This window comes from Nocardia coffeae (assembly GCF_019890715.1).
GTDB classification, from domain to species: domain Bacteria; phylum Actinomycetota; class Actinomycetes; order Mycobacteriales; family Mycobacteriaceae; genus Nocardia; species Nocardia jiangxiensis.
The window spans coordinates 509867-531629 of the sequence record NZ_JAINZY010000001.1 but is presented as its reverse complement, the minus strand read 5'-3'; the positions used below and the strand labels follow the sequence as shown (position 1 = coordinate 531629).

19 protein-coding genes are annotated in these 21763 nt (G+C 67.8%); 11 read left to right on the top strand and 8 right to left on the bottom strand.

Features of this window, described 5'->3' with window-relative positions:
- Positions 1–10 precede the first annotated feature (10 nt).
- From K7711_RS02190 to K7711_RS02170, 5 genes are all read right to left on the bottom strand, one after another.
- Complete coding sequence (locus K7711_RS02190) at positions 11–793, bottom strand: YqcI/YcgG family protein (protein ID WP_063712932.1); 783 nt, start codon at positions 791–793, stop codon at positions 11–13.
- Entirely contained in the window at positions 793–2202 is a 1410-nt protein-coding gene (locus K7711_RS02185; RefSeq protein WP_222964374.1) for a cupin domain-containing protein, read from the bottom strand. The genes K7711_RS02190 and K7711_RS02185 overlap by 1 nt, the downstream gene beginning before the upstream one ends.
- A 223-nt stretch (positions 2203–2425) precedes the next feature.
- The gene (locus K7711_RS02180; RefSeq protein WP_222964372.1) at positions 2426–3448 is read right to left on the bottom strand and encodes an ABC transporter substrate-binding protein; all 1023 of its coding nucleotides are present in this window, start codon (positions 3446–3448) and stop codon (positions 2426–2428) included.
- Between the two features lie 24 nt (positions 3449–3472).
- Entirely contained in the window at positions 3473–5263 is a 1791-nt protein-coding gene (locus K7711_RS02175; protein WP_222964370.1) for an ABC transporter ATP-binding protein, read from the bottom strand.
- Positions 5260–7074 carry an ABC transporter ATP-binding protein gene (locus tag K7711_RS02170; protein ID WP_222964368.1) on the bottom strand — a complete coding sequence of 605 codons (1815 nt, stop codon included), beginning with the start codon at positions 7072–7074 and terminating at the stop codon, positions 5260–5262. The genes K7711_RS02175 and K7711_RS02170 overlap by 4 nt, the downstream gene beginning before the upstream one ends.
- Before the next feature lie 142 nt (positions 7075–7216).
- Here K7711_RS02170 and K7711_RS02165 point away from each other — a divergent pair, with 142 nt between their 5' ends.
- Positions 7217–7921: a siderophore-interacting protein gene (locus K7711_RS02165; RefSeq protein WP_222964366.1), complete on the top strand. Its 705-nt coding sequence runs from the start codon at positions 7217–7219 to the stop codon at positions 7919–7921.
- Between the two features lie 139 nt (positions 7922–8060).
- Here the strand turns inward: K7711_RS02165 and K7711_RS02160 are convergent, their stop codons facing one another.
- From K7711_RS02160 to K7711_RS02150, 3 genes are read right to left on the bottom strand one after another with little or no spacing between them, the layout of a single operon-like run.
- A complete protein-coding gene (locus tag K7711_RS02160) occupies positions 8061–8882 on the bottom strand; it encodes an ABC transporter ATP-binding protein (RefSeq protein WP_308014411.1) in 822 nt (273 codons plus the stop codon).
- The gene (locus tag K7711_RS02155) at positions 8879–9955 is read right to left on the bottom strand and encodes a FecCD family ABC transporter permease (protein ID WP_222966559.1); all 1077 of its coding nucleotides are present in this window, start codon (positions 9953–9955) and stop codon (positions 8879–8881) included. The genes K7711_RS02160 and K7711_RS02155 overlap by 4 nt, the downstream gene beginning before the upstream one ends.
- Before the next feature lie 17 nt (positions 9956–9972).
- The gene (locus K7711_RS02150; RefSeq protein WP_308014409.1) at positions 9973–11040 is read right to left on the bottom strand and encodes a FecCD family ABC transporter permease; all 1068 of its coding nucleotides are present in this window, start codon (positions 11038–11040) and stop codon (positions 9973–9975) included.
- A gap of 274 nt (positions 11041–11314) precedes the next feature.
- Here K7711_RS02150 and K7711_RS02145 point away from each other — a divergent pair, with 274 nt between their 5' ends.
- From K7711_RS02145 to secA2, 10 genes are all read left to right on the top strand, one after another.
- A complete protein-coding gene (locus K7711_RS02145) occupies positions 11315–12004 on the top strand; it encodes a GntR family transcriptional regulator (protein ID WP_222964362.1) in 690 nt (229 codons plus the stop codon).
- Positions 12005–12075: 71 nt separating this feature from the next.
- Entirely contained in the window at positions 12076–12861 is a 786-nt protein-coding gene (locus K7711_RS02140; protein ID WP_308014408.1) for a LamB/YcsF family protein, read from the top strand.
- The gene (locus K7711_RS02135; RefSeq protein WP_222964358.1) at positions 12858–13505 is read left to right on the top strand and encodes a 5-oxoprolinase subunit B family protein; all 648 of its coding nucleotides are present in this window, start codon (positions 12858–12860) and stop codon (positions 13503–13505) included. The genes K7711_RS02140 and K7711_RS02135 overlap by 4 nt, the downstream gene beginning before the upstream one ends.
- A complete protein-coding gene (locus tag K7711_RS02130; RefSeq protein ID WP_222964356.1) occupies positions 13505–14422 on the top strand; it encodes a 5-oxoprolinase subunit C family protein in 918 nt (305 codons plus the stop codon). The genes K7711_RS02135 and K7711_RS02130 overlap by 1 nt, the downstream gene beginning before the upstream one ends.
- A gap of 183 nt (positions 14423–14605) precedes the next feature.
- Positions 14606–15910 carry an MFS transporter gene (locus K7711_RS02125; protein WP_222964354.1) on the top strand — a complete coding sequence of 435 codons (1305 nt, stop codon included), beginning with the start codon at positions 14606–14608 and terminating at the stop codon, positions 15908–15910.
- On the top strand, positions 15907–16683 hold the full coding sequence (locus tag K7711_RS02120) for a D-glutamate cyclase family protein (RefSeq protein ID WP_222964352.1): 777 nt from the start codon (positions 15907–15909) through the stop codon (positions 16681–16683). Before K7711_RS02125 ends, K7711_RS02120 begins: the two co-directional genes overlap by 4 nt.
- The gene (locus tag K7711_RS02115; protein WP_222964350.1) at positions 16680–18110 is read left to right on the top strand and encodes an aspartate ammonia-lyase; all 1431 of its coding nucleotides are present in this window, start codon (positions 16680–16682) and stop codon (positions 18108–18110) included. Before K7711_RS02120 ends, K7711_RS02115 begins: the two co-directional genes overlap by 4 nt.
- 32 nt (positions 18111–18142) lie before the next feature.
- Complete coding sequence (locus tag K7711_RS02110) at positions 18143–18592, top strand: VOC family protein (protein WP_222964348.1); 450 nt, start codon at positions 18143–18145, stop codon at positions 18590–18592.
- Between the two features lie 4 nt (positions 18593–18596).
- Entirely contained in the window at positions 18597–19256 is a 660-nt protein-coding gene (locus tag K7711_RS02105) for a helix-turn-helix domain-containing protein (protein ID WP_222964346.1), read from the top strand.
- A 140-nt stretch (positions 19257–19396) separates the two neighbouring features.
- Positions 19397–21757: an accessory Sec system translocase SecA2 gene (gene secA2, locus K7711_RS02100; RefSeq protein ID WP_222964344.1), complete on the top strand. Its 2361-nt coding sequence runs from the start codon at positions 19397–19399 to the stop codon at positions 21755–21757.
- The last annotated feature ends 6 nt before the right edge of the window (positions 21758–21763 follow it).

The window sequence follows — 21763 nt, the reverse complement described above, 5'->3', positions numbered from 1 at the left end:
GATGAGCCGCTCAATCGGAAGACGGTGGTTGTTGCCGCATGCGGTGCAGGAACGGGCAGCCGCCGGCGGGCACGTCCGATTCGTTGTCGTCGGGCAGGAAGTACTGCCGCCATTCCCGGTTGTCCGCGTCGCCGTAGTTGCCCAGTACCGAGGACGGTTCGAGGCCGTCGTCGAATGCGACCAATCTCTTGCGAATACGCTTGCGCGCCAACTGACCCGCTCTGGTGTCGGGTTTGATGTTCTCGAACACCCACTGCGGTTGGAAGGTGATGTAGAAGATCGGGCTGTAGCGGCTGCGGCGACGCGTATGTGCCGGATTGCTGCAGACCACGAACATCGGAGTACCGTCGAAGACGTACTCCCACATGGGATCATCGGTCTCGGGCGGAATATCCTCGGGCCACGGCACCGGATCGCCGTCGTGCAGGTCCTGCAGGATGTCCCAGAACGTCCGGTAATACCCGGACAGCGTGTCGTCGGGTTCCTTGGTCTGGAAGAAGACGATCAACGAGGTTTCCCGGGAGATGGTCTTGTACATCCCGAGATACCGCCGGAGAATGGCTCGGAGTTCATCGCGCGCACCGGAATCGTAGAGTTCGTCGATGAAACCGAATCGCAATCCCTCGGTCAGTGCGCCGCGCACCGCGAAGGTGCACGGAAAACCGTTCTCGGGCAGGCCGATCAGGTCCAGCAATTCCGTGCCGTGCTTGATCCCCCATTCGGGCAGGGGGCCGAAGGTCATTCGGCGCAGGCCGTCGGATTCACCTGGGCCGGTCGAACTTTCGCTCTCCATCAGATGATCTTCCGGAGTAAATCATCGGGGATGATCGGCTGGTGATAGGTGCACACGCCGGACAACACGGTGGAGCCGTGCAGCCGTGACACCGGAATGAGAATCTTGTCGCCGGTGAACAATTCGATTTTGTGGGTCGCGTTGTTCCAGAAGTGCATCTGCCCTTCCTCGATCATCACCAGCCGATGCTCGTTGTGCACGTGCGTGGTCGAGGTCTCCTCCTCGCTCTCCACGAAGGTGTCCAGATCGACGACGATGTTGTTGTCCTCGAGGTAGAGCGCGATCTTCTCCGCGTACTCCTGATGCAGCTCGATCTGATCGGCCCAGCTCAGCTGCGCGGCCAGGTCCTGATGCCACAGCTCGTGCAGGCGCTGTGCGGCGGCGAATCCGCGCCGGAAGGCCCGGGGCGCGTCCTGGCCGTACGAGGTCACCAGGGCATCGAGGACCTCGGGCAGGAAATCGTCGAGGTCGACCGCCCAGCCGATGCCGAGATCGAATCCGGCGAAATTCGTCTCCGCGGGCAGGCCGCGCTCGAGGATCGGCCGCAGCGCGGCGGTGTCCCGCTGTCCGGCCAGGTGCGAAAACGCTGCGGCGCCGACGAGTTCGGGCAGCCGCCCCGGATCGGCGGCCAGCGACAGCAGATGATTGCCGCGCGCCAGCGAGGTCCCCAGCAGCAGCTGCCAGTGTCCGCCCGGGGTCTGTGCCAGACCCGCGGCCTCCAGCAGGTTGCGATAGGCCGAGCGCAGCGAGATCCACTGCTGATAGGAGCCCAACAGCGCGGCCTGCAGCCCGTCCAGGTGCCGAGGAAATTCGCCGATGCCGGTGCGGCCCAACGCTTCGCGCACCGCGGGGATGAAGCCGTGGTATTGCATGGTCACGAAGACGGCGGCTTCTTTCGTGCCGGTGAGCTTTTCGATAAGCTTCGCGGCCTCCGGAGCGCTCTGCGACAGGCTCTGCGCGGTGGTTCGCACCAGCTCCAGCGCATCCGCGGCGGAGGTCTCGTCGGTGGCATCGTCGAGGAAGTCGAACAGGTGACGCTCGAGGACCGGGCGCGCCAGCGCGGACCGCACCCGGTTGTCCCGGCTGTAGAAGTCGGCGCGGTCCTGGCCGACCGTGTCGACGCCGTCGGCGGGTGCGACGAGCGTGGACTCGAGGTCGTAGATGTTGCGCAGCATGCGATGTCCGAGCAGGGCGCTCAGGCGTAACGCCTTCTCCGGCAGCATCGTGTTGTGGTATTTGACCCAGGCCAGATCGTCGGGCCGTACCGGCCTGCGGTACGGGTTGCCGGGTGTGGTGAGTTCGCTCCATTCCGCGGCGCGGAATGCCGGATTCGAGGCGAACGCGACGACGATGGCGTTCGGATCAGTGGTGTCTGGGAGGTCCGGCAGCGGCCGGTGGACAGTGCCCACGTTCTATCTATCCCTTCGATCACAGGAACCCAGTACGGATCGAACCGTCTAAGGTAATCCTTAGTGAGGCAAGGCTACATTAACAATTTGAAACGTCGGCGTCGAGTCCTTGTGTGATGTCACACGGGTAAGCTATTGCGGCACAGTCGAATACGTGCCCGCACTCGGCGCGCAGCGGTAGCGCCGCGACGAGAATCGTTGCGGCGCTACCACTGTGGTGAAATCAGAGTTTTCCGAAGGCCCCGTCGAACTTGGTCAGCAACCAGGTCGCGGTCCGCGCGGTCGGAAGCCGCAGTGCCGCACTAACGTCCGCATCGGTGGACACGTAGGTGCCGTGCTGGACGGCGGGCAGTTGCTTGAACAGGGGCTGGTTCTCGAGTTGTCCGGCCGCGCCGGGCGTCATGTATCCGACGGACAGCAGATCCGCATTCAGCAGGTCGAGACGTTCCATGCTGATCTTCCCGTTGAGGCCGCCGAGGCCGCCGGACAGGCCGTGCAGCGAGTCGGGGATCTTCATGTCCAGGGATTCGAAGAATTTGTTGGCGTTGTCATCCGGATTGGTGATGACCTCGATATTCGTCGCGTCGACGAAGAGACTGACGGCGAACGTCTTTCCGGCCAGCTTCGGGTACTTGGTCTTGGCGTCGGCCAGCGCCTTGTCGCTCGCGGCGATGATCGGCTGGGCGTCGGCCGGGCGGCCCAGCAGCTTGCCGACCAGGGTGGTGTCGTCCTGCCAGTTGTCCAGCGCACCGGCCTTCAGCGACGGGATGGTCGGCGCCAGCTTGCTGAGCTTGTCGTACTCGTCCTTGGACAGGATGAGTCCGCCGCCGAGGATCAGATCCGGCTGCAGCGCCGCGATCTTCTCCTCCGGTACGGTCCCGCCCGGTCCCAGGGCCAGTTTGGTGACCCCGGCGAGGTTCGAATTCCCCTGGTCCCAGGCGTAATCCGCATTCGTCATGGGGTTCGGGACATAGCCCGCGGGCTTGGTGTCCAGTGCGACCAGCGCGTCGGTGAAGGTCGGTGACAGTGACACGATGCGGGTCGGCTTGTGTGTCACGACGGTCTGCCCGAAGGCGTGATCGACGGTGACCGCCTGGTAGGAGGCGTTCGCACTCGACGTCGTCGAGTCCGGGTCCGAGTTGCCGCACCCCGCGGCGAAAGCGATCGCGCCCAGGGCGAGGGATGTCGCGGCCGCTCGCCGCAGAATCGGGCGCGTGCGCCGGCGCAGTGTTGTCGGTGAAGCCATGGAGTGCAGAACCTCTCAGGAAATCTAACTTAGGTAAGGCAATCCTATAATGGTCACCCGTTCAGGTAAAGATCGCTCGCGCAGCCGCCACGACCTGGCCCGCTGCTGCTCCCGCCAGAACCGGGCGTATTCGCCATCGGCGGCGAAAAGCTCGGTGTGCGAACCGGATTCGACCACCTGTCCGCCTCGCAGATACACCACGTGATCGGCGTCGGCGATGGTGGAGAGCTGATGGGCGATGATCAGCAGGGTGCGGCCGCGGCCCAGTTCGCCCAGGGCCGCGGCGATCGCGGCCTCGTTCCGGGCGTCCAGCGCCGAGGACGCCTCGTCGAGCAGGACGATCGGGGTGTCCTTGAGCAGTGCCCGCGCGATCGAAACCCGTTGCCGCTCACCGCCGGACAGGATGCTGCCGCCCGCGCCGACCGGATTCTGCCAGCCCTGCGGCAGGCGTTCGACGATGGAATCGACCTGAGCCAGACTCGCCGCCCGGCGGACCTCCTCGTCGGTGGCGTCCGGCTTGCCGACGCGGATGTTCGCCTCGAGGGTGTCGTCGAACAGATAGACGTCCTGCGGTACCAACGCGATTCGGTCCATCAGGTCCTCGCCGCGCAGATCCCGCACGTCCACGCCGTCGACCCGCACGCTGCCCGAACTCGCGTCCCAGAATCGGGCCACCAGGTTCACGATCGTGGTCTTACCCGAACCGGACGGGCCGACCAGTGCGGTCGTGCTGCCCGCGGGCACGGTGATGTTCACCTGCGAGAGCACATCGATGCCCTCGCGGTAGCCGAAGCGCACATCGCGCAGCTCGATCGCGTTGCCGGTGCTCGTGGCCTTCGCCGACGAATCGGGTTCGGCCAGTTCGGGATGGGACAGCAGTGCGTCGATGCGGCCCAGTGCGGCGGCGGAACCACTGATTATCAGCATCGCCGTGGAGATCTTGCCGATCGGGCGCAGCGCCCAGATGCCGAAGACCGCCGCGGTGATCAGCCGGGCCAGATCGTTCGGTCCCACCTGCCAAGCGCCACTGCCGATCACGACCGTCACCGCGAGCACGATGACGAAACCGAGCTGCACGCTCAGCTCGCCGACGTTGAGTCCGGCTGTGGCGCGCAGGATCTGCTTGTTCGTCGTCGCGTGCCGGTGGTGCAGCGCGGACGACAGCTCGCCCAGGCCCCGGTCCTCGCGGCCGCTCGCACGCAGCACGGGCTGGGTCTGGCTGAATTCGATCAGCCGGGCGTTGGCGTCCGCGACCGCACCGGCCTCGTCGGCGTCCGCCTGCGCGATCGGCTCGGCGACCGCGCGTTGCAGCGCCCACAGCAGCGGGACGACGATCAGCACCGCGACGGCCACCGGCCAATCCAGGAACAGCACGACCACCAGCACGATCACCGGCGGGATGACCGTCTCGGCAATGGTCTTGAGCGCCGTCACGACGCCCAGCGGCGCCTGCGAGCCACCGGTGACCAGCGCGGTCACCGATCCGGCGCTGGTGGAGTCGAACCAGCCCAGGGGCAGCGCGATGATCTTGTCGGCCAGCCGGGCGAACAGCTCGCGCCGCAATGTCGCGGCCACATGTGTGCCGAGATGCTCCATGACCGCGTTGACCACCCAGTAGCCCGCGACCACCACCGCGAGCGGGATCAGCCACAACCCGGCCGCGCCGATGTCGCGGCGCAGCAGCTCGAGCAGCACCGGAATGCACAGTGCCACAGCGATTCCCTCGAGTACCGCGTTGCCGGCGCTCGCGGCGATGAGCAGCCGGATGCGGCGGCGCGCGGCATCGCCGAAGATCTTGTCGAGAAGGGCGATCATGCGCGCGCTCCGATCGTCGTGGTCTGCAACTGCCACAGCTTCGCGTATTCGCCTGCGGCATTCAGCAATTCGTCGTGGGTGCCGCGTTCGGTCACCGCTCCGTCCACCAGCACCGCGATCTGATCGGCGTGCACGACCGTGTGCAGGCGGTGCGCGATGACCAGCAGGGTGCGGCCGCGGGCCAGCTCCGAGAGCGCATCCTGAACCGCCGCTTCCGATTCCGGATCCGCGTAGGCGGTCGCCTCGTCGAGCACCAGAATCGGGGTGTCGGCCAGCAGCGTCCGCGCGATGCTCAGGCGCTGGCGTTCGCCGCCGGACAGGGCGGCGTCCTCGCCGAGTACGGTGTCGTAGCCGTCCGGCAGCGCGAGAATGCGATCGTGGATCTGGGCCGCGCGCGCGACGCGTTCGATGTCCTCCTGGGTGGCATCCGGGCGGGCGAGGGCGATGTTGTCCCGCGCGGTGGCGCGCAGCAACGCGACATCCTGGAAGACGAATCCCACTGTGCCGTACAGCCGCTGGGCGTCCAGGGTGGAGATCGGCACACCGTCGATCTCGATACTGCCCTCGGTCGGATCGTAGAAGCGGGCCAGCAGCTGACCCACGGTGGACTTGCCCGCACCCGAGGGGCCGATCAGTGCGGTCATGGTGCCCGGCGCGAGTTCGAGATCCAGACCCTGCAGGACCGTGCGCTGCCCGTCGTAGGAGAAGCTCACATTCTTCATCGAGACCCGCCGTGCCCCGTCGGCCGCGGGCAGCGTCGCGGGAGCGGCGGGCTCGTGCATCTCGGGAACGTCCAGGATCTGACCGATCCGCTCGGCCATCGCCTGTGCCTTGTTCGGCATCGGCACGGCCAGGCGCAGTTTGGGCATGACCAGGTTCAGGTAGAGCGGGGTGGTGACGTCGAACAGGGTCAGGCCCAGCAGCAGGAACGCGATGATGTTGACCGGCCTGGCATCCCACGTGGCCAGCAGCAGCGTCGCCAGCGCCAGCACGATCAGCGCGACCGTGCCCGGCGCGACGGTGGCGCGGGTGCAGGCGCGCAGGGTCGCGATGTTGTTCGTGAGACTCTCGTCGGCGTCCGCGTAGTCGGCGGCCGCGCGCCGGAACCGCGCGTGGGCGCCGTAGGCGGTGTCCGGGGTGGCCTCGGAATCCTCGTCGGCGCGATGGAACACCTTGGACACGGTGATGCCCTGGACGAGTTCGACCGCCGCCGAGCCCATCTGCGCCGAGGCCCCGGCCACCGCGCCGTACGCGGGAATGATCTTGCGGGTCAGGAAGTTTCGGACCAGCTGCGCGATGGTGACCAGCACGACCACGGCCAGCGCCAGCCGCCAGTCCAGCACGAACAGGTAGACGACCACGGCGATTCCGGCGACCACCGATCCGGCGAGTTCCGGTTTGCGGTGCGCGACTTCCTCGTGCAGGCCCGCGACGTCGTCCTGGACGACGGCCTTGGTCTTGCCCGCGGCGTCCGAGGAGTACCAGCCCAGCGGGAGCCGGGCCAGATGCCCGGCCAGCCGCATCCGCAGTGACAGACCCAGATCGGCGTCGGCGCGGTGGGCGACGATCGAGGACGCGATACTGCACAGCGCGCCCAGCACCAGTGCGACCGCCGCGACGAGCACCCAGACCCACAGGTGCGTGCGCGAGGCGCCGCCATCCAGGATGAGGCCGGCGATGTTCACCGTGGCGATGACCGGGACCACCGCGAGCGCGGCGGACACGGATTCGGCGACCGCCGCGACGGTGACGGGCCCGCGTACCTGTGCTGTCAACGTATCGACGCGATGTTGAGCGTCGTTGGGTACCATTGGAACTCCCTTGTGGCCACGACGTTGCTGCGCCTCGGGAACGCATGAGCGGAGCCGTGGAACCGTTTGCGATCTTTGGTTAGGCTAAGCTTAACCCAAACGTCGCGGCGTGGAGTGACGCCCGGTCACCAGGAGGAATGTCGTGCCGTCCATGCCCGGATTGCTGGCCACTCTCACCGAGAAATCGTTCGGCCATCGCGCGAGCATCGCCGCGATCGAGCAGGTCTCGCCGAATTTTCGTCGCGTCGACCTGCGGGTCGAGCCGCTGAAGTCGGGCTGGAAGGCGGGTCAGGACGTCCAGTTCCGGATCGATGACAAAACCTTCCGGCACTATTCGGTGATGGCCGTGGACGATTCGGGCACGACGATCTCGGTACTGTTCCACCTCGGCGTCGACGGTCCCGGAAGCCGTTGGGTCGCGGCCCGGAACGCCGGTGACGAGATGATCGTCCTGGGTATGAACACGCCCGCGCCGAAGCGGCTGGGCGAGGAGCACCTCTATCTCGGCGACGGATCCGCCGTCGGCACGATCCACGGCCTCGCCGCCGTCCAGAACTCGAACGGCACGGCGTCGGGTGCGGTCGAGGTGCCCGCGGAGGATCGAGATGTCCTCGCGGGCCTGCTGCCCGGAATCGACGTACTCCCGGCCGCCTCGATCCCTGGCGACGCGGTTGCCGACTGGCTCGAAGGGACCGCGTCGACCGCGGTGCGATACGACGCGGCCTCGCTGTTCGGCCACGCCCAGTCGATCCAGCGTCAGCGCCGAATCCTGTTGGACCGCACCGAATTGTCGCGCAAATCGATCAGCACAAAGCCGTACTGGGCGACCGGGAAGGTCGGTCTCTGAGCGACTGAGCGCCGCTCGTCCGTCGGCCTGCTCCGGCCGGTCGTGAGTCGCGCGGGGCAAGTCGTCGTGCCTGCGCGTGACTCGGTCGGCCGTGCGGTTCGGCTCGCCCCGAACCGGAGTGAGCCGGCTCGCGGGTGACTCAACTCGCCGTGACCGGACTGGTCGGGGCAAGGGCACGTCGGCGGCCGACCGGGATGATCAGCGGGCGGCCCGACACCGGGTCCTCGATCACCTGTGCGTCGAGATGGAATACCTTGCGCAGCAGGTCGACATCGATGACCTCCTGCGGTGTTCCCGAGGCGGCGATCCGCCCCTCGGCCATCACCACCAGCCGATCGCTGTAGCGCACCGCGAGATTCAGATCGTGCAGCACCATCACCACGGTGCGGCCCAGTTCGGCGGACAGGTTGTCGACCAGGTCCAGTACCTCGACCGCGTGGGCCAGGTCGAGATAGGTGGTGGGCTCGTCCAGCAGCAGGATGTCGGTGCCCTGCGCCAGTGCCATCGAGATCCAGGCGCGCTGGCGCTGCCCGCCGGAGAGTTGTTCGACTGGCCGGTCGGCCAATTCGGCGATACCGGTCTGGGTGAGGGCCGCGGCCACCTCGGCCCGGTCGTCGGCGGACCACTGCCGCAGCCAGGACTGGTGCGGGTGACGACCGCGGGCGACCAGATCCGCGACGGTGAGGCCGTCCGGTGCGATCGGAGTCTGCGGGAGCATCGCGATCGTGCGCGCCACATCGCGTGGGCGAAGCTCCACAATGGGTTTGTCGTTCAACAGGATTCGTCCGGCCGAGGGGGTCAGCAGACGGCCCAGCGCGCGCAGCAGCGTCGATTTTCCACAGCCGTTGGGGCCGATGATCGTGGTCACCTGCCCCGGCGGCACGTCCAGACTGAGCTTGTCCAGGACGATGTGATCGCCGTAGCCGAGGGTGATCTCCCGTGCGGAGAGCTGGGCCGTCACAGGGATGCCTTCCGATTGCTGCGGACGAGTGAATACAACAGGTAGCAGCCGCCGAATCCGGCGGTCACGACGCCGACCGGCAGATCCTCGGGAAGTATCGCGCGAGCGAGAAGGTCGCTGCCGGTGACCAATACGGCGCCGGTCAGGGCCGAGCCGAACAGCGGCTCGCCCGCCGAACCGGTGATCCGGCGCGCGATCTGCGGCGCCGCGAGCGCGACGAAGGCGATCGGACCGCAGGCCGAGGTCGCCAGTGCCGCCAGTGCGGCCGCGGCCGTCAGCAGCAGGCCCTGGTTCCACTGCACCCGAACGCCGAGCGAACGTGCGATGTCGGGACCGAAGCGCAGCGCCGCCAGCGACCGTGCCGCACCGAGGGTGATGGCCAGCGCGATCACGAATGCCGCTGCGGTCGGCCAGAATCGGGTCCAGCTGGTGTCGTCGAGCGATCCGTTGAGCCAGACCTGAGCCTTGCCGACGTCCTGGATCTGCGCCGAGACCAGCAGCCAGCCGACACCGGCGACCAACATCGCGTTGACGCCGATTCCGATGAGTACCAGGCGGAATCCCGCCACCTCACCGCCACGCCAGGCGAACAGGTAGATCGCGGCCGCGGTGATCAGGCCGCCGAGCAGTGCGGCGAGCGGGACGCCGTACACACTCGCCGCGAACGCGCCGCCGACGACCGTCGCGGCGGTGGCGGCCAGGCTCGCGCCCGCGGTGATCCCGAGCAGGTCCGGCGCGGCCAGCGGATTGCGCAGCACCGACTGGGTGATCGCGCCCGCCAGGCCGAGCGCCGCGCCGACGATCAGCGCGGTCGCGGTGCGCGGCATCCGCAACTCCCAGACGATGAACCGCTGCGCGCCGGTTCCACCGCCGGTCAACGCATTCAGCAACTGCGGCAACGGAATCGGATCGCCGCCGAGCCACACGTCCAGGACCGCCAGCACGACGAGCACGACCGCCAGCGTCAGCACCGCGGTCAGCACGGCCGGTCGGCGCACCGCCGAGATCGGCCCGATTCGAACGGCGGGGCGTACGAGAGGTTGCGGGAGAACAGCTTTCGCGTCGGATGCGATATCGGCGGCGGGCTCGGTCACAACGTCACCAACTTCCGTCGTCGCACCAGTGCGATGAACACCGGCGCACCGCAGATCGCGAGGGTGATGCCCACCTGGACCTCACCCGGCCGGGCGATCAGCCGCCCGACGGTGTCGGCGGCGACCAGCAACACCCCGCCGAGCAGCCCGGAATACGGCAGCAGCCAGCGTTGATCCGGTCCGGTGATCGCGCGGGCGATGTGCGGAACGACCAGTCCCACGAAGGCGATCGGCCCACAGGCCGCGGTCGCCGCGCCCGAGAGCAGGACGACCGCGAGCAGGCCCGCACCCTTGGCGAGCCCGACCTTCACCCCGAGCGCCCGTGCCACGTCCTCGCCCAGGCTCAGCGCGTTCAATCCCCGGCCCGCGAACAGCGCGATGACGACGCCGGCGGTGAGGAACGGCAGGACGTCCCACAGCACGTCGAACCCGCGCCCGGCCGCCGAACCGACCACCCAGAACCGATAGGTGTCCAGGGTCGCGGTATCGGTCAGGACCAGCGCGTTGGTCAGCGCCTGGAGCAGGAAGGTCACCGCGGCCCCGGCCAGCGCCAGGCTCAGCGGACTCGCGGTCCCCGAACGCGTGCCCAGCGCCGCGACGGCGAAAACCACCACCCCCGCGAGCGCCGATCCGGCCAGCGCGAACCACACGTAGCCACCCGGCGTGGCCAATCCGAAGACGTGAATGGCCAGCACGGCGAGGAACGCGGCCCCCGAATTCAAGCCGAGCAGTCCGGGATCGGCGAGCGGATTGCGCGTGTACCCCTGGATCAGCGCGCCTGCCAGCCCGAGCGCGACACCTACGACCAGACCCAGCACGGTGCGTGGAACCCGCAGGGACCGAACGATTTCCGCGTCCGCACCGCCACCGCTGCCGAACACCGCATGCCACGCATCCGCGGGCGGAATCGTGCGTGCGCCGAAAGCGATACCGGCCAGAACCACGAGCACCAGGACGACGATCAACACGGCCAATCCCACGATGCGACGTCGATGGACGTGTGAAGCGAGCGTGGCGGCCCGCTGTGACGCATCCGGCGGCGTCGTAACTTCTGCCCCGGCCACGCTCACTCCTCGCCAATCAGAATCTTGGTAAGCCTAACCTACATTAATTGGCGTTGGATCCTTTGCGGTGACGGTTGGTTCCTTCACGTGACCGGCCTGAATGGGCGAGATCGTCCAGGGGCTGTGTGGCGGCCGGGAGGGTGATTATTCGGTGCAGGGGTGGTAGAGCCCGAGCTGACGTCGGCTGTTAGTGCCGTGTTACGCCGGAATCGAGCGTGTTAACTCCGGCGGCCCCCTCTTCCCTCCGGAACTGTATTCAGTGTATACAGAGTATATGTCACCTGCGTCACACAAGCCCGGCACGAAGGACGATGTCGCCAGTCAGCTGCGCACCGCGATCGTCGAAGGTGTCTATCCGCCCGGACATCGCCTGGTCCAAGAGGAATTGGCCGATCGGTTCGGGGTCTCGCGCATTCCGCTGCGGGAGGCGATCCGCACGCTCGAGGGTGAGGGGCTGCTGCGATCCGAGCCGGGCCGCGGCACCTACGTGACCGCGCTGGACATCGAGGAGATCGATGAGATCTACGACCTGCGCCGCCTGATCGAGCCCAGCTTCGCGGGCCACGTCACCGAACGGGTGTCCCGGCGCGACATCGCGCGGTTCGAGGCGATGGCCACGGAGATGGACGGCGTCTCGGAGATCGGCGCGGCCGCCTGGTCGCGGACCAACCTGGCCTTCCATCTCGACATGTACCGGCTCTCGGGTCTGCCGCTGCGCTACGAGTTCATCTCGCAGATGTACCACCGGCTCGAGCCCTACTCCCGGTTCTACGTGCACGGCACCTGCGCCTACGACCGCGTGCAGGACGAGCACAAGGCGATGGTCCAGGCCCTCGCCGACGGTGATGCGAATGCGCTGGCCGAGCAGATCCTCGCGCACATCGACGGCGGGCAGACCGGCCTGCATCACGCGTGGGAGAACTCCGCGGACGAGATGCGGCTGTACTGGCGGAGTCACGCATGAGCGGATCAGGGCCGGAGGCGGCAGCGGAGCCTAACCACGCAGGCCCCCGGTCATGCGGCGAAGAACAGAGCGTGAGCGCGCGGGTGCACCTGGACACCGACATCGGTGAGGGGTTCGGTGTCTGGGGCAACAGCGACGAGGCCGAGTTGATGGATCTGGTCTCGGCGGCCAATATCGCGTGCGGGTTCCACGCCGGCGACCCGGACATCCTGCGGCGCACCACCGCCCTGGCCGCCGAGCGGGGCGTGTCGATCGGCGCGCAGGTGTCCTATCGGGATCTGGTCGGCTTCGGCCGCCGCTTCATCGACGTGGCCCGGCCGACGCTGGTCAACGACATCGTCTATCAGATCGGTGCGTTGCAGGCGTTCGCCCGGATCGCCGGGACCGAGGTGACCTACGTCAAGGCGCACGGCGCGCTCTACAACGTGGCCGCGGACAACGTCGAGCAGGCGGCGGCGATCGTCGAAGCGGTCGAAATCGTCGATCCCGCACTGCCGCTGCTGTGCCAGTACGGCACCGAGGTGTGGAATCGCGCCGTCGAACGCGGAATCACCCCGATCGCAGAGGTTTTCGTCGATCGTGGCTATACCTCCCAGGGACGCTTGGTCTCTCGGCAGCATCCCGACGCGCTGTTGACCGATGTCGAGGCCGCCGCGCGACGGGCGGTGTCGATGGTGACCGGTCGAGAGGTGACCTCGGTCGACGGCGAACGCGCACAGGTCGCGCCGCCGGAGGCCGCGGCCCTGGCGCTGTGCGTGCACAGCGATACCCCCGGTGCGGCCGGGATGGCTCGCGCGACCGGTGCGGCGCTGCTGGAGAACGGTTTCCGGCTCGAACCGATCGGACGTACCCGATGACCACGCAGACGGCGTTCACCCCGGCGGTGCATCGGGCGGGCGATCGCGGGTGGCTGGTGGACGTCCCGTCCGAGCACATCGCGGCCCTGGTACTCGAGTTCCGCGGCCGCGAATGGTTCGGCGCGATACAGGATCTCGTTCCGGCGGCGGCATCGATTCTGGTGATCGCGCATTCGGCCGGGCAGATGAACCAGCTTCGCGACCGGATCGACGGTCTGCTCAGTGGATTCGACGGGACGACCGCCGATACCCGCGACGAGGGTGCGAGCGTGGTGGTTCCGGTCGTGTACGACGGGGAGGACCTGGACTACGTGGCGCAGGCCCTGTGCCTGGAGCGCGAGCGGATCGTGGACGCGCACACCAGCGCGACCCATCGGGTCGGATTCTTCGGCTTCGCACCGGGATTCGCGTACATCGACGGCACCGCGAGTCAGCTGTCGATGCCGCGCCGGTCCTCGCCGCGTCCTCGGGTCGCCGCGGGCGCGGTCGCCATCGCCGGAACACAGACCGTCGTCTATCCCGGTGGCACGCCGGGCGGATGGCACATCATCGGGCATACCGAGGAACTGCTCTGGAATATCGAGTGGGACAACCCGAGTCGGCTCGCCGTCGGTGATCGGGTCACCTTCCGGGCGGTGGCGTGATGTCCGCACTGCTGGAATCGCCCACCGGCCCGTCGAATACCGCCGAGGCGACCGCTCGCCTGCGCATCGTCGACGTGGGTATGTACACGACCATTCAGGATGCCGGTCGCCCGGGTCTCGCGCACCTGGGCATCGGCGCGTGCGGCCCGGCCGATCGGGGCGCGGCGTCGCTGGCCAATCGACTGGTCGGCAATCCCGAGGGTGCGGCCGTGCTGGAGAATCTGCTGGGCGGATTGACGATCACCGCGACGGCCTCCCGGTACGTGTCGGTGACGGGTGCGGCGGCCGAGGTCCGCGTCGACGGGGAAATCGTCGCCGAACCGCAGCGCCTGTATCTGCGTGCGGGACAGCGCATGTCGGTGGCCAGGCCGACCTGGGGCATTCGCGTCTATGTCGCGGTCGCCGGGGGAGTCGCCGCCGAGCAGGTATTCGCCTCCTGCGGTACCGATTCCCTGTCGGGGCTGGGTCCTTCGCCCGTGCAGGCGGGCGACGACCTCCAACTCGGCGCGACCGTGTCCGAACCGCCCTATGCCAGGCTCGAACTGATCGGCCGAGCCCTGCCGGTCGGCGTGATCGACCTCGGATTCCATTGGGGTCCAAGGCATTACATGTTCAGCGTCGCTGATACCCGGGCGCTCACCTCGACGGTCTGGTCGGTGGGTGTGGACAGCAACCGCGTCGGCGTGCGGCTGTCGGGACCGGCACTGTCCATCGGCGCGGTGGATATGCCCAGTGAAGGTATGCCGCTCGGGGCGATTCAGGTGCCGCCCTCGGGGGAGCCGATCGTCTTCCTCGCCGATCATCCGGTGACCGGCGGTTATCCGGTCATCGGGGTGGTCACCGAATCCGATCTCGATCTGCTCGCCCAGGCGCCACCCGGCTCGAGGGTGTCGTTCTCCCCGCTCACCGGTGCCTAGCGCCGACAGTTCTGCCCACGGACATCGCTCAGAGAAGGAGACCACTCGCCGCCCGGCCACGAGCACCACGCACAGCGAAACCCCGACGTTCACGCCGATCGGCAACGTGGCGAACACATCCTGCCCGGACACTCGACCACGGTGCTGCCTCTCGACATCACCACTACTCATGGAGAAACTACCATGACCATTCCCGTCACCGCCGCCTCGCCTCCGGCTACGCAGGCGCCGAATCGATTACACCCCAGGCGCGCTGCGCTCGCGGCCGCCGCTGGAACGGCGGTGGAATACTACGAATTCGGTGTCTACGGATATCTCGCGGTCATCATCGGCCCGCGATTCTTCCCCAGTGACAATCCGACGGCCTCGCTGTTGGCGACGCTGGCGGTCTTCGGCAGCGCCTTCCTGATGCGCCCGCTCGGCGGAATCATGCTGGGGCGCCTGGGCGATCGGATCGGGCGCAAACCCGTGCTGATCACCACGGTCGTGGGCATGGGATCGGCGACGGCGATCGTCGGTCTGTTGCCGACCGCCGGGAGCATCGGGATTCTCGCGCCGTTGGCACTGCTGATCGTCCGGCTGGCCCAGGGCTTCTTCGCCGGGGGAGAGGTGACCGGTTCGGCCACATACCTTTCCGAGTCCGCACCCGCGGGACGTCGCGGTTTCTTCGGCGCCTTCACGCCGGTCGGCGTCGCGGTCGGCGGTGGTGCGGCGGCATTGGTGGCCGGGCTCACCACGACGCTGCTCACCGAGGAACAACTGCGGGACTTCGGCTGGCGGATTCCCTTCGTGCTCGCGCTGCCGCTGATCGCGGTGACCCTGATCGCGCGACGCAAGCTCGAGGACTCGCACGCGTTCGTCGAGTCCGGTGAACCCGCCAAAGCGCCTCTGCGCGAAGCCATCACCCAGCACGGCGGTGCGCTGGTGCGGGTCATCTTCCTGTCCATCGGCTCCAATACGGGCTACTGGGTCGGCCTGGTCTTCATGAACATCTACCTGACCACGTATCTGGGCTATTCCAAGTCGAACACGTTCTGGATCATGGGCGCGATCAACCTGTTCGTCGCACTGCTGATGCCGCTGTTCGGCGCGTTGTCCGATCGAGTCGGCCGCAAGCGCGTCATCGCCGTCGGATTCCTCGGCTACGCGATCCTGGTGCTGCCGGCCATGATCGCGATGGATCAGGGCAGTTTCGCACTGGCCGTCGGGGCGATGGTCGTGCTGGCGCTGCCGATGCCGATCGTCCAGTCGGTCACCTATCCGACCTATGCCGAACAGTTCCCGACCCGGGTGCGCTACACCGGTCTGTCGCTGTCCTTCAATATCGGCACCATCGTCGGCGGCGGTCTGACTCCGTATCTGGCGACGTACCTGATCGATCGCACCGGCAGTCTGCTCACCCCGGGATTCCTGCTCATCGTCGCGGTGGTGCTCGCGCTCATCGCGCTGGCGACCGTTCGTGATTCGGCGAAGGCGAAGGCGCAGTGACGAATTCCGCTCCCGCCGTCCCCGCGACCCCGGAACAGCTGCGCCGGTCGATCGCCGACCGCACCTGGACGAGTCCGACCGCGGGCATCCTGGACGGCTATCAGCAGGCGAATCTGGTCGTCGTACCCGCCTCGGCCGCAACGGAATTCGCCGAGTACTGCCGGGCGAATCCGTCGGTGTGCCCGCTGCTGGCCGCGTCCGCACCGGGCGATCCGCAGCTGACCTACGACGGCTGCACCGTCGACGTGCGAACGATGGTGCCGCGCTATCGGGTGTGGCAACAGGGCCGCCTGGTCGAGGAACCGGTCGATCTGACCCCGTGGTGGCGTGCGGATTCGGTCGCCTTCGCCCTGGGCTGCAGTCACACGCTCGACGGACCGTTGCGCCGCGCGGGCATTCCCGTCGCGGTCACCGCGCCGCCGGTGTACATCACCAGCCTGACCACCCGGGGCGCGACGCGATTCGACGGGGCCGTGGCGGTCAGTATGCGGCCCGTCGAGGACGATCTCGTCGACACCGCGATCGCCGTGACCGCGATGCTCCCCACGGGACACGGAGCGCCGGTGCACATCGGCGATCCGGCCGAGATCGGCCTGACCGACCTCGCCTCGCCCGACTTCGGGTTATTCCCCGGAATCGTGCCGAATCAGACGCCGGTGTTCTGGAATTGCGGTGTCACACCGCAACTCGCCCTCGCCGAAGCCGGACTGGAGTACGCGGCGACGCATTACCCGGGCCATATGCTCGTCCTGGATACGGTGGTCACCGCGTGAGTTCGACCAGAACCGAACACGATCTCATCGGCGAGCGCGAGATCCCCGAGGACGCCTACTGGGGTATCCATACGCTGCGCGCGGTGGAGAACTTCCCGATCACCGGGACGCCCATTTCGCACCATCCTGCATTGATCCGGGCCATGGCGCTGACGAAATCGGCTGCCGCGCAGGCGAATCAGCGACTCGGACTGCTGCCGGACGAGATCGCCGAGGCCATCGTCACCGCCTGCGGGCAGATCGCCGAGGGCGCGCTGCACGAGCAGTTCGTCGTCGACGTCGTCCAGGGCGGAGCCGGAACCTCGACGAATATGAACGCCAACGAGGTGATCGCCAATCGCGCACTGGAACTCGTCGGCCGTCCTCGCGGTGACTACGGCGTCATCCATCCGATCGAGCACGTCAACCTGGGGCAGAGCACCAACGACGTGTATCCGACGGCCGTGCGGATCGCGGTGCGAACGGTGTTGGGCGAGTTGCGCATCGCCCTCGCGCACCTGGCGGCGGCGTTCGCCGCCAAGGCCGTCGAGTTCGCCGACCACCTGAAGATGGGCAGAACCCAACTGCAGGACGCGGTTCCGATGACCCTCGGTCAGGAGTTCGGGACCTACGCGGTGATGATCGGGGAGGACATCCAGCGGCTCGACGAGGCCGCGCGCCTGATCGACGAGATCAACCTGGGCGGCACCGCGATCGGCACCGGCCTCAACTCGCATCCCGACTACGCCGCGCAGGCGTGTTCGGTGCTGCGCGATCTGACCGGATTCCCGCTGACCACGGCCACGGATCTGCTCGAGGCGGGCCAGGATGTCGGGGCATTCGTGCAGATCTCCGGCACGCTCAAGCGCACCGCGGTGAAGTTGTCGAAGGTGTGTAACGACCTGCGGCTGTTGGCTTCCGGGCCGCGGGCGGGTCTGGGTGAGATCAGGCTGCCGGCCGTGCAGGCGGGTTCGTCGATCATGCCGGGCAAGGTCAATCCGGTGATTCCCGAGGTGGTCTCGCAGGTGGCGTACGAGGTGATCGGCAACGACATCGCGATCACCATGTCCGCCGAGGCCGGTCAACTCCAGCTCAACGCCTTCGAACCGTTGATCGCGCACAAGCTCCTGGAATCGGCCGCCCATATGTCCAGTGCCGCAACGACTCTGGCCCAGCGCTGTGTCCCCGGCATCACCGCCGACGTCGAACGCATGCGGGCGTACGTCGAACGATCGGCCGGTCTGATCACGGCGCTGAACCCGCATATCGGGTACGAGGCCGCGACGGAACTCGCGGCGCGGGCGCTGTCCTCGGATCGCACCGTGGCGGAGCTGGCCGAGGATGCGGGGCTGCTGAGCCGGACAGAGCTGGCGGCCATCCTGTCGCCGGTCGCGTTGACGGGTCATGTACGGCCTCGGAGCAGCGAAAATACCGCAATGAGCATTTGACTGCGCACTAAGAGAGAATTAAAGTACTCATCATGACAACGGCAACCGAAGCAACCGGCACCCTTCCCCCTTTCCATCTCGCGATCCCGGTCGTCGACATCGAGGTCGCACGCGAGTTCTACGGCAACGTCCTGGGCTTCCCCCGGGGCCGCTCCGACGAGAAGTGGACCGACTGGAACGTGCGCGGCCACCAGGTCGTCACCCATGAGGTCGGCGGCGATCCCGACTCGGCCGTGCGCGGTACCAATCCCGTTGATGGGCACCAGGTTCCGGTCCCGCACTTCGGCCTTGTGCTCTCGGTCGAGGAATTCCAGGAACTGGCCGAGCGGTTGCGCGCGGTCGACACCGACTTCGTGATCGAGCCCTACGTGCGGTTCGCGGGTGAGCCGGGCGAGCAGTGGACCATGTTCTTCCTCGATCCGTCCGGAAACGCGTTGGAGTTCAAGGCGTTCCGCAATATCGACCAGCTGTTCGCCGTCTGAGCCGATGGCCGAGGACACCGACGAGGTCGCGGGCGGGGACGACACCACCGGTGACGGCGTACTCGCCCGCGACTTCCTGCTCCGGGTGGGCGAGCGCATTCGGGCCACCCGGATCGATCGCGGTCTGACCGTGCAGCACCTGGCCGACCTGTCCGGGGTCAGCCGACGGCTGCTCACGCAGATCGAGCACGGCCAGGCGAATCCCAGTCTCGTGGCCGTCACCCGGATCGCCCGCAGTCTCGGTACCGAGTTCACCGAGCTGATCGGTGACGCCGGACCGGCCGAGGGTGCCGTGGAACGCGTTCCGCCGGAGAAGTATTCGCTGGTCTGGACCTCGCCCGCGGGCAGTTCGGCGCATCTGCTGGTCTCCACGACCGGCGTGCGCACCGCCGACCTGTGGTCCTGGACGCTGTCCCCCGGCGACGCCTACCGCGGCCTGCCCGACCCGCCCGGCTCGTTCGAACTCTTCCACGTCACCCACGGCCACCTCAGCGTGCTCGCCGACGGCGTCGAAGTCACCATGGCCCCCGGCGAATCCGGCCGCCTGCGCAGCGACCGCCCGTACAGCTACCACAACCACGGCGCCGAACCGGTCGTCTTCCTGCGCACCGTAGCCCTGGCGAGTGGCGCCCGGGCGCCGCGCCCCAGAGAACACGATCGGTGAAAAAGTCTCGCACCGTGTAGGACAGCGAGCGCCTGCCGCGCGGCAGGCATACGACGGCCCGGCCCGCACGCGGTCCACGGCACGTCGGGTGCGGGCATGAGTACTGTCGGTCGTGCGGGACCGAGACTACGGAGGTACGGGTGGCGGGCGAGCGCGGGACTGGGTGGCTGCGGGGGATCGGTGATCGGGTGCGGCGGATCATCGAACGACCGGGCAGTGCGGATCTGCTGCGATATCGGCCGGTGGTCGACGCGGCGGGCGAGTTCGAGGACGAGTTCCGGGAGCTGTCACCGCAGGGCCTGATCGACGCGGCCGGGAAGGTGCGCGCCGAACCGGATCGGCCGTTCGAGGCCGACGAGCTCGCGCGGATCTGCGCGCTGGGCCGCGAGGCCGCGCGCCGGGCGCTGGACGAGCGTCCGTTCGACACCCAGCTGCTGGGTGTGGTCGGGCTGCTGCGCGGCTATGTCGTCGAGATGGCCACCGGCGAGGGAAAGACCCTGGCCGGGGCGCTCGCCGCGGCCGGATTCGCGCTGCGCGGGCGCAAGGTGCACGTGGTCTCGGTGAACGACTATCTGGCCCGCCGCGACGCCGAGTGGATGGGTGAGCTGTACGCACTGCTCGGCGTGACGGTCGGCTTCGTGGATCAGCACACCGAACCGGACCGGCGCCGGGAGGCCTACGCCTGCGACGTGACCTACGTGCCGGTGAGCGAGGTGGGCTTCGACGTCCTGCGCGACCGGATGTGCACCGACGCCGCCGAGATCGTGCTGCCCGACCCGGACGTGGTGATCGTGGACGAGGCCGACTCGGTCCTGATCGACGAGGCCACGGTGCCGCTGGTGCTGGCCGGCTCGATCGATCACGGCCACGACGACATCGACGTCGCGCACGTGGTGCGCGAACTGGTCGAATCGGTGCACTACGAGGCCGACGGCGACCGCCGCAACGTCTTCCTCACCGACGCCGGTATCGACCGCGTCCAGGAACTGCTCGGCGACGTGGATCTCTACACCGTCGAACAGGCCGATCAGCTGACCCGCATCCAGCTCGCCCTGCACGCGCACGCCCTGCTGCACCGCGACGTGGACTACCTGGTCCGCAACGGCAAGGTGGAGTTGATCAACGCCGCGCGCGGCCGGGTGGCGCGGTTGCAGCGCTGGCCGGACGGGCTGCACGCCGCGGTGGAGGTCAAGGAGGGGCTGGACACCACCCCGACCGGCACGATTCTGGATTCGATTCTGGTACAGGCGCTCATCGGCCGGTATCGCACCGTCTGCGGGATGAGCGGTACGGCCGTCGCCGTGGCCGATCAGTTCGCGGAGTTCTACCAGCTGGAGACCGGCGCGATCCCGACCAATGTGCCGTGCATCCGCACCGACGAACCCGATCGTCTCTACGTCACCGAGGACGCCAAATTCGACGCCATCGTCGAATACGTGCGTTCGGTGCACGAGCAGGGCCGCCCGGTGCTGCTGGGCACCGCGAGCGTGGCCGAATCCGAGCGGATCGCCCGCACCCTGGTCGACGCGGAGATCGGCGGTGTGGTGCTCAACGCCAAGAACGACGCCGAGGAGGCCGGGATCATCGCTCGCGCCGGCGAATTCGGCCGCGTGACGATTTCCACCCAGATGGCCGGTCGCGGGACCGACATCCGGCTGGGCGCGGTCGGCGAGGAGGACTACGAGCGGGTCGCCGAACTCGGCGGGCTGTGCGTGGTGGGCGCGGGCCGCTATCACACCGGGCGGCTGGACGATCAGCTGCGCGGCCGGGCCGGGCGGCAGGGCGATCCGGGCAGTTCGGTGTTCTTCACCAGCCTCGAGGACGAGGTGCTGGTGAATCACGTCCGGCCGCCGCAGCCCCGCACGGTCGACGAGGACGGGCAGGTGCGCGATGGGGATGCGCAGCGCGCGATGGATCACGCCCAGCGGGTCGCGGAGGGGGAACATCTCGCGACGCACCGCAACACCTGGCGCTACCACCACCTGATCACGATCCAGCGCGACGAGGTGCTGCGGCATCGCGGCGAGGTGTTGCGCAACGACCTTGCCGCCGAGCGGATCCGGGAACGGTGCCCGGAGCGCTACGAGAGTTCCGAGGCCGAGGCGGGCGCGGCGGTCACGGCCGAGGCCGCCCGGCTGATCGTGCTGCATCATCTCGATCGGCGCTGGAGTGAGCACCTGTCCCATCTGGCCGATGTGCGCGAAGGCATCCACCTGCGCGCCCTGGGCCGGGAGACGCCGATCGACGAATTCCACCGCATCGCGGTCGAGGAGTTCGGCACCTTCCTGGCCACGGTGTACGACCGTGCGGCGGACACCTTCGACCACGCCGAGATCACCGCCGACGGTGTGGATCTCGAAGCGGCCGGAATCGAGGGGCCCTCCGCCACTTGGACGTATCTGATCAACGACAACCCGTTCGGATCACACGAACAGCGCTTCGCCGACTACGTGGGCGGCAAGGTGCGCCAGGCCGCGATCGAACTGGGGCTACGGGACTGAACCGCG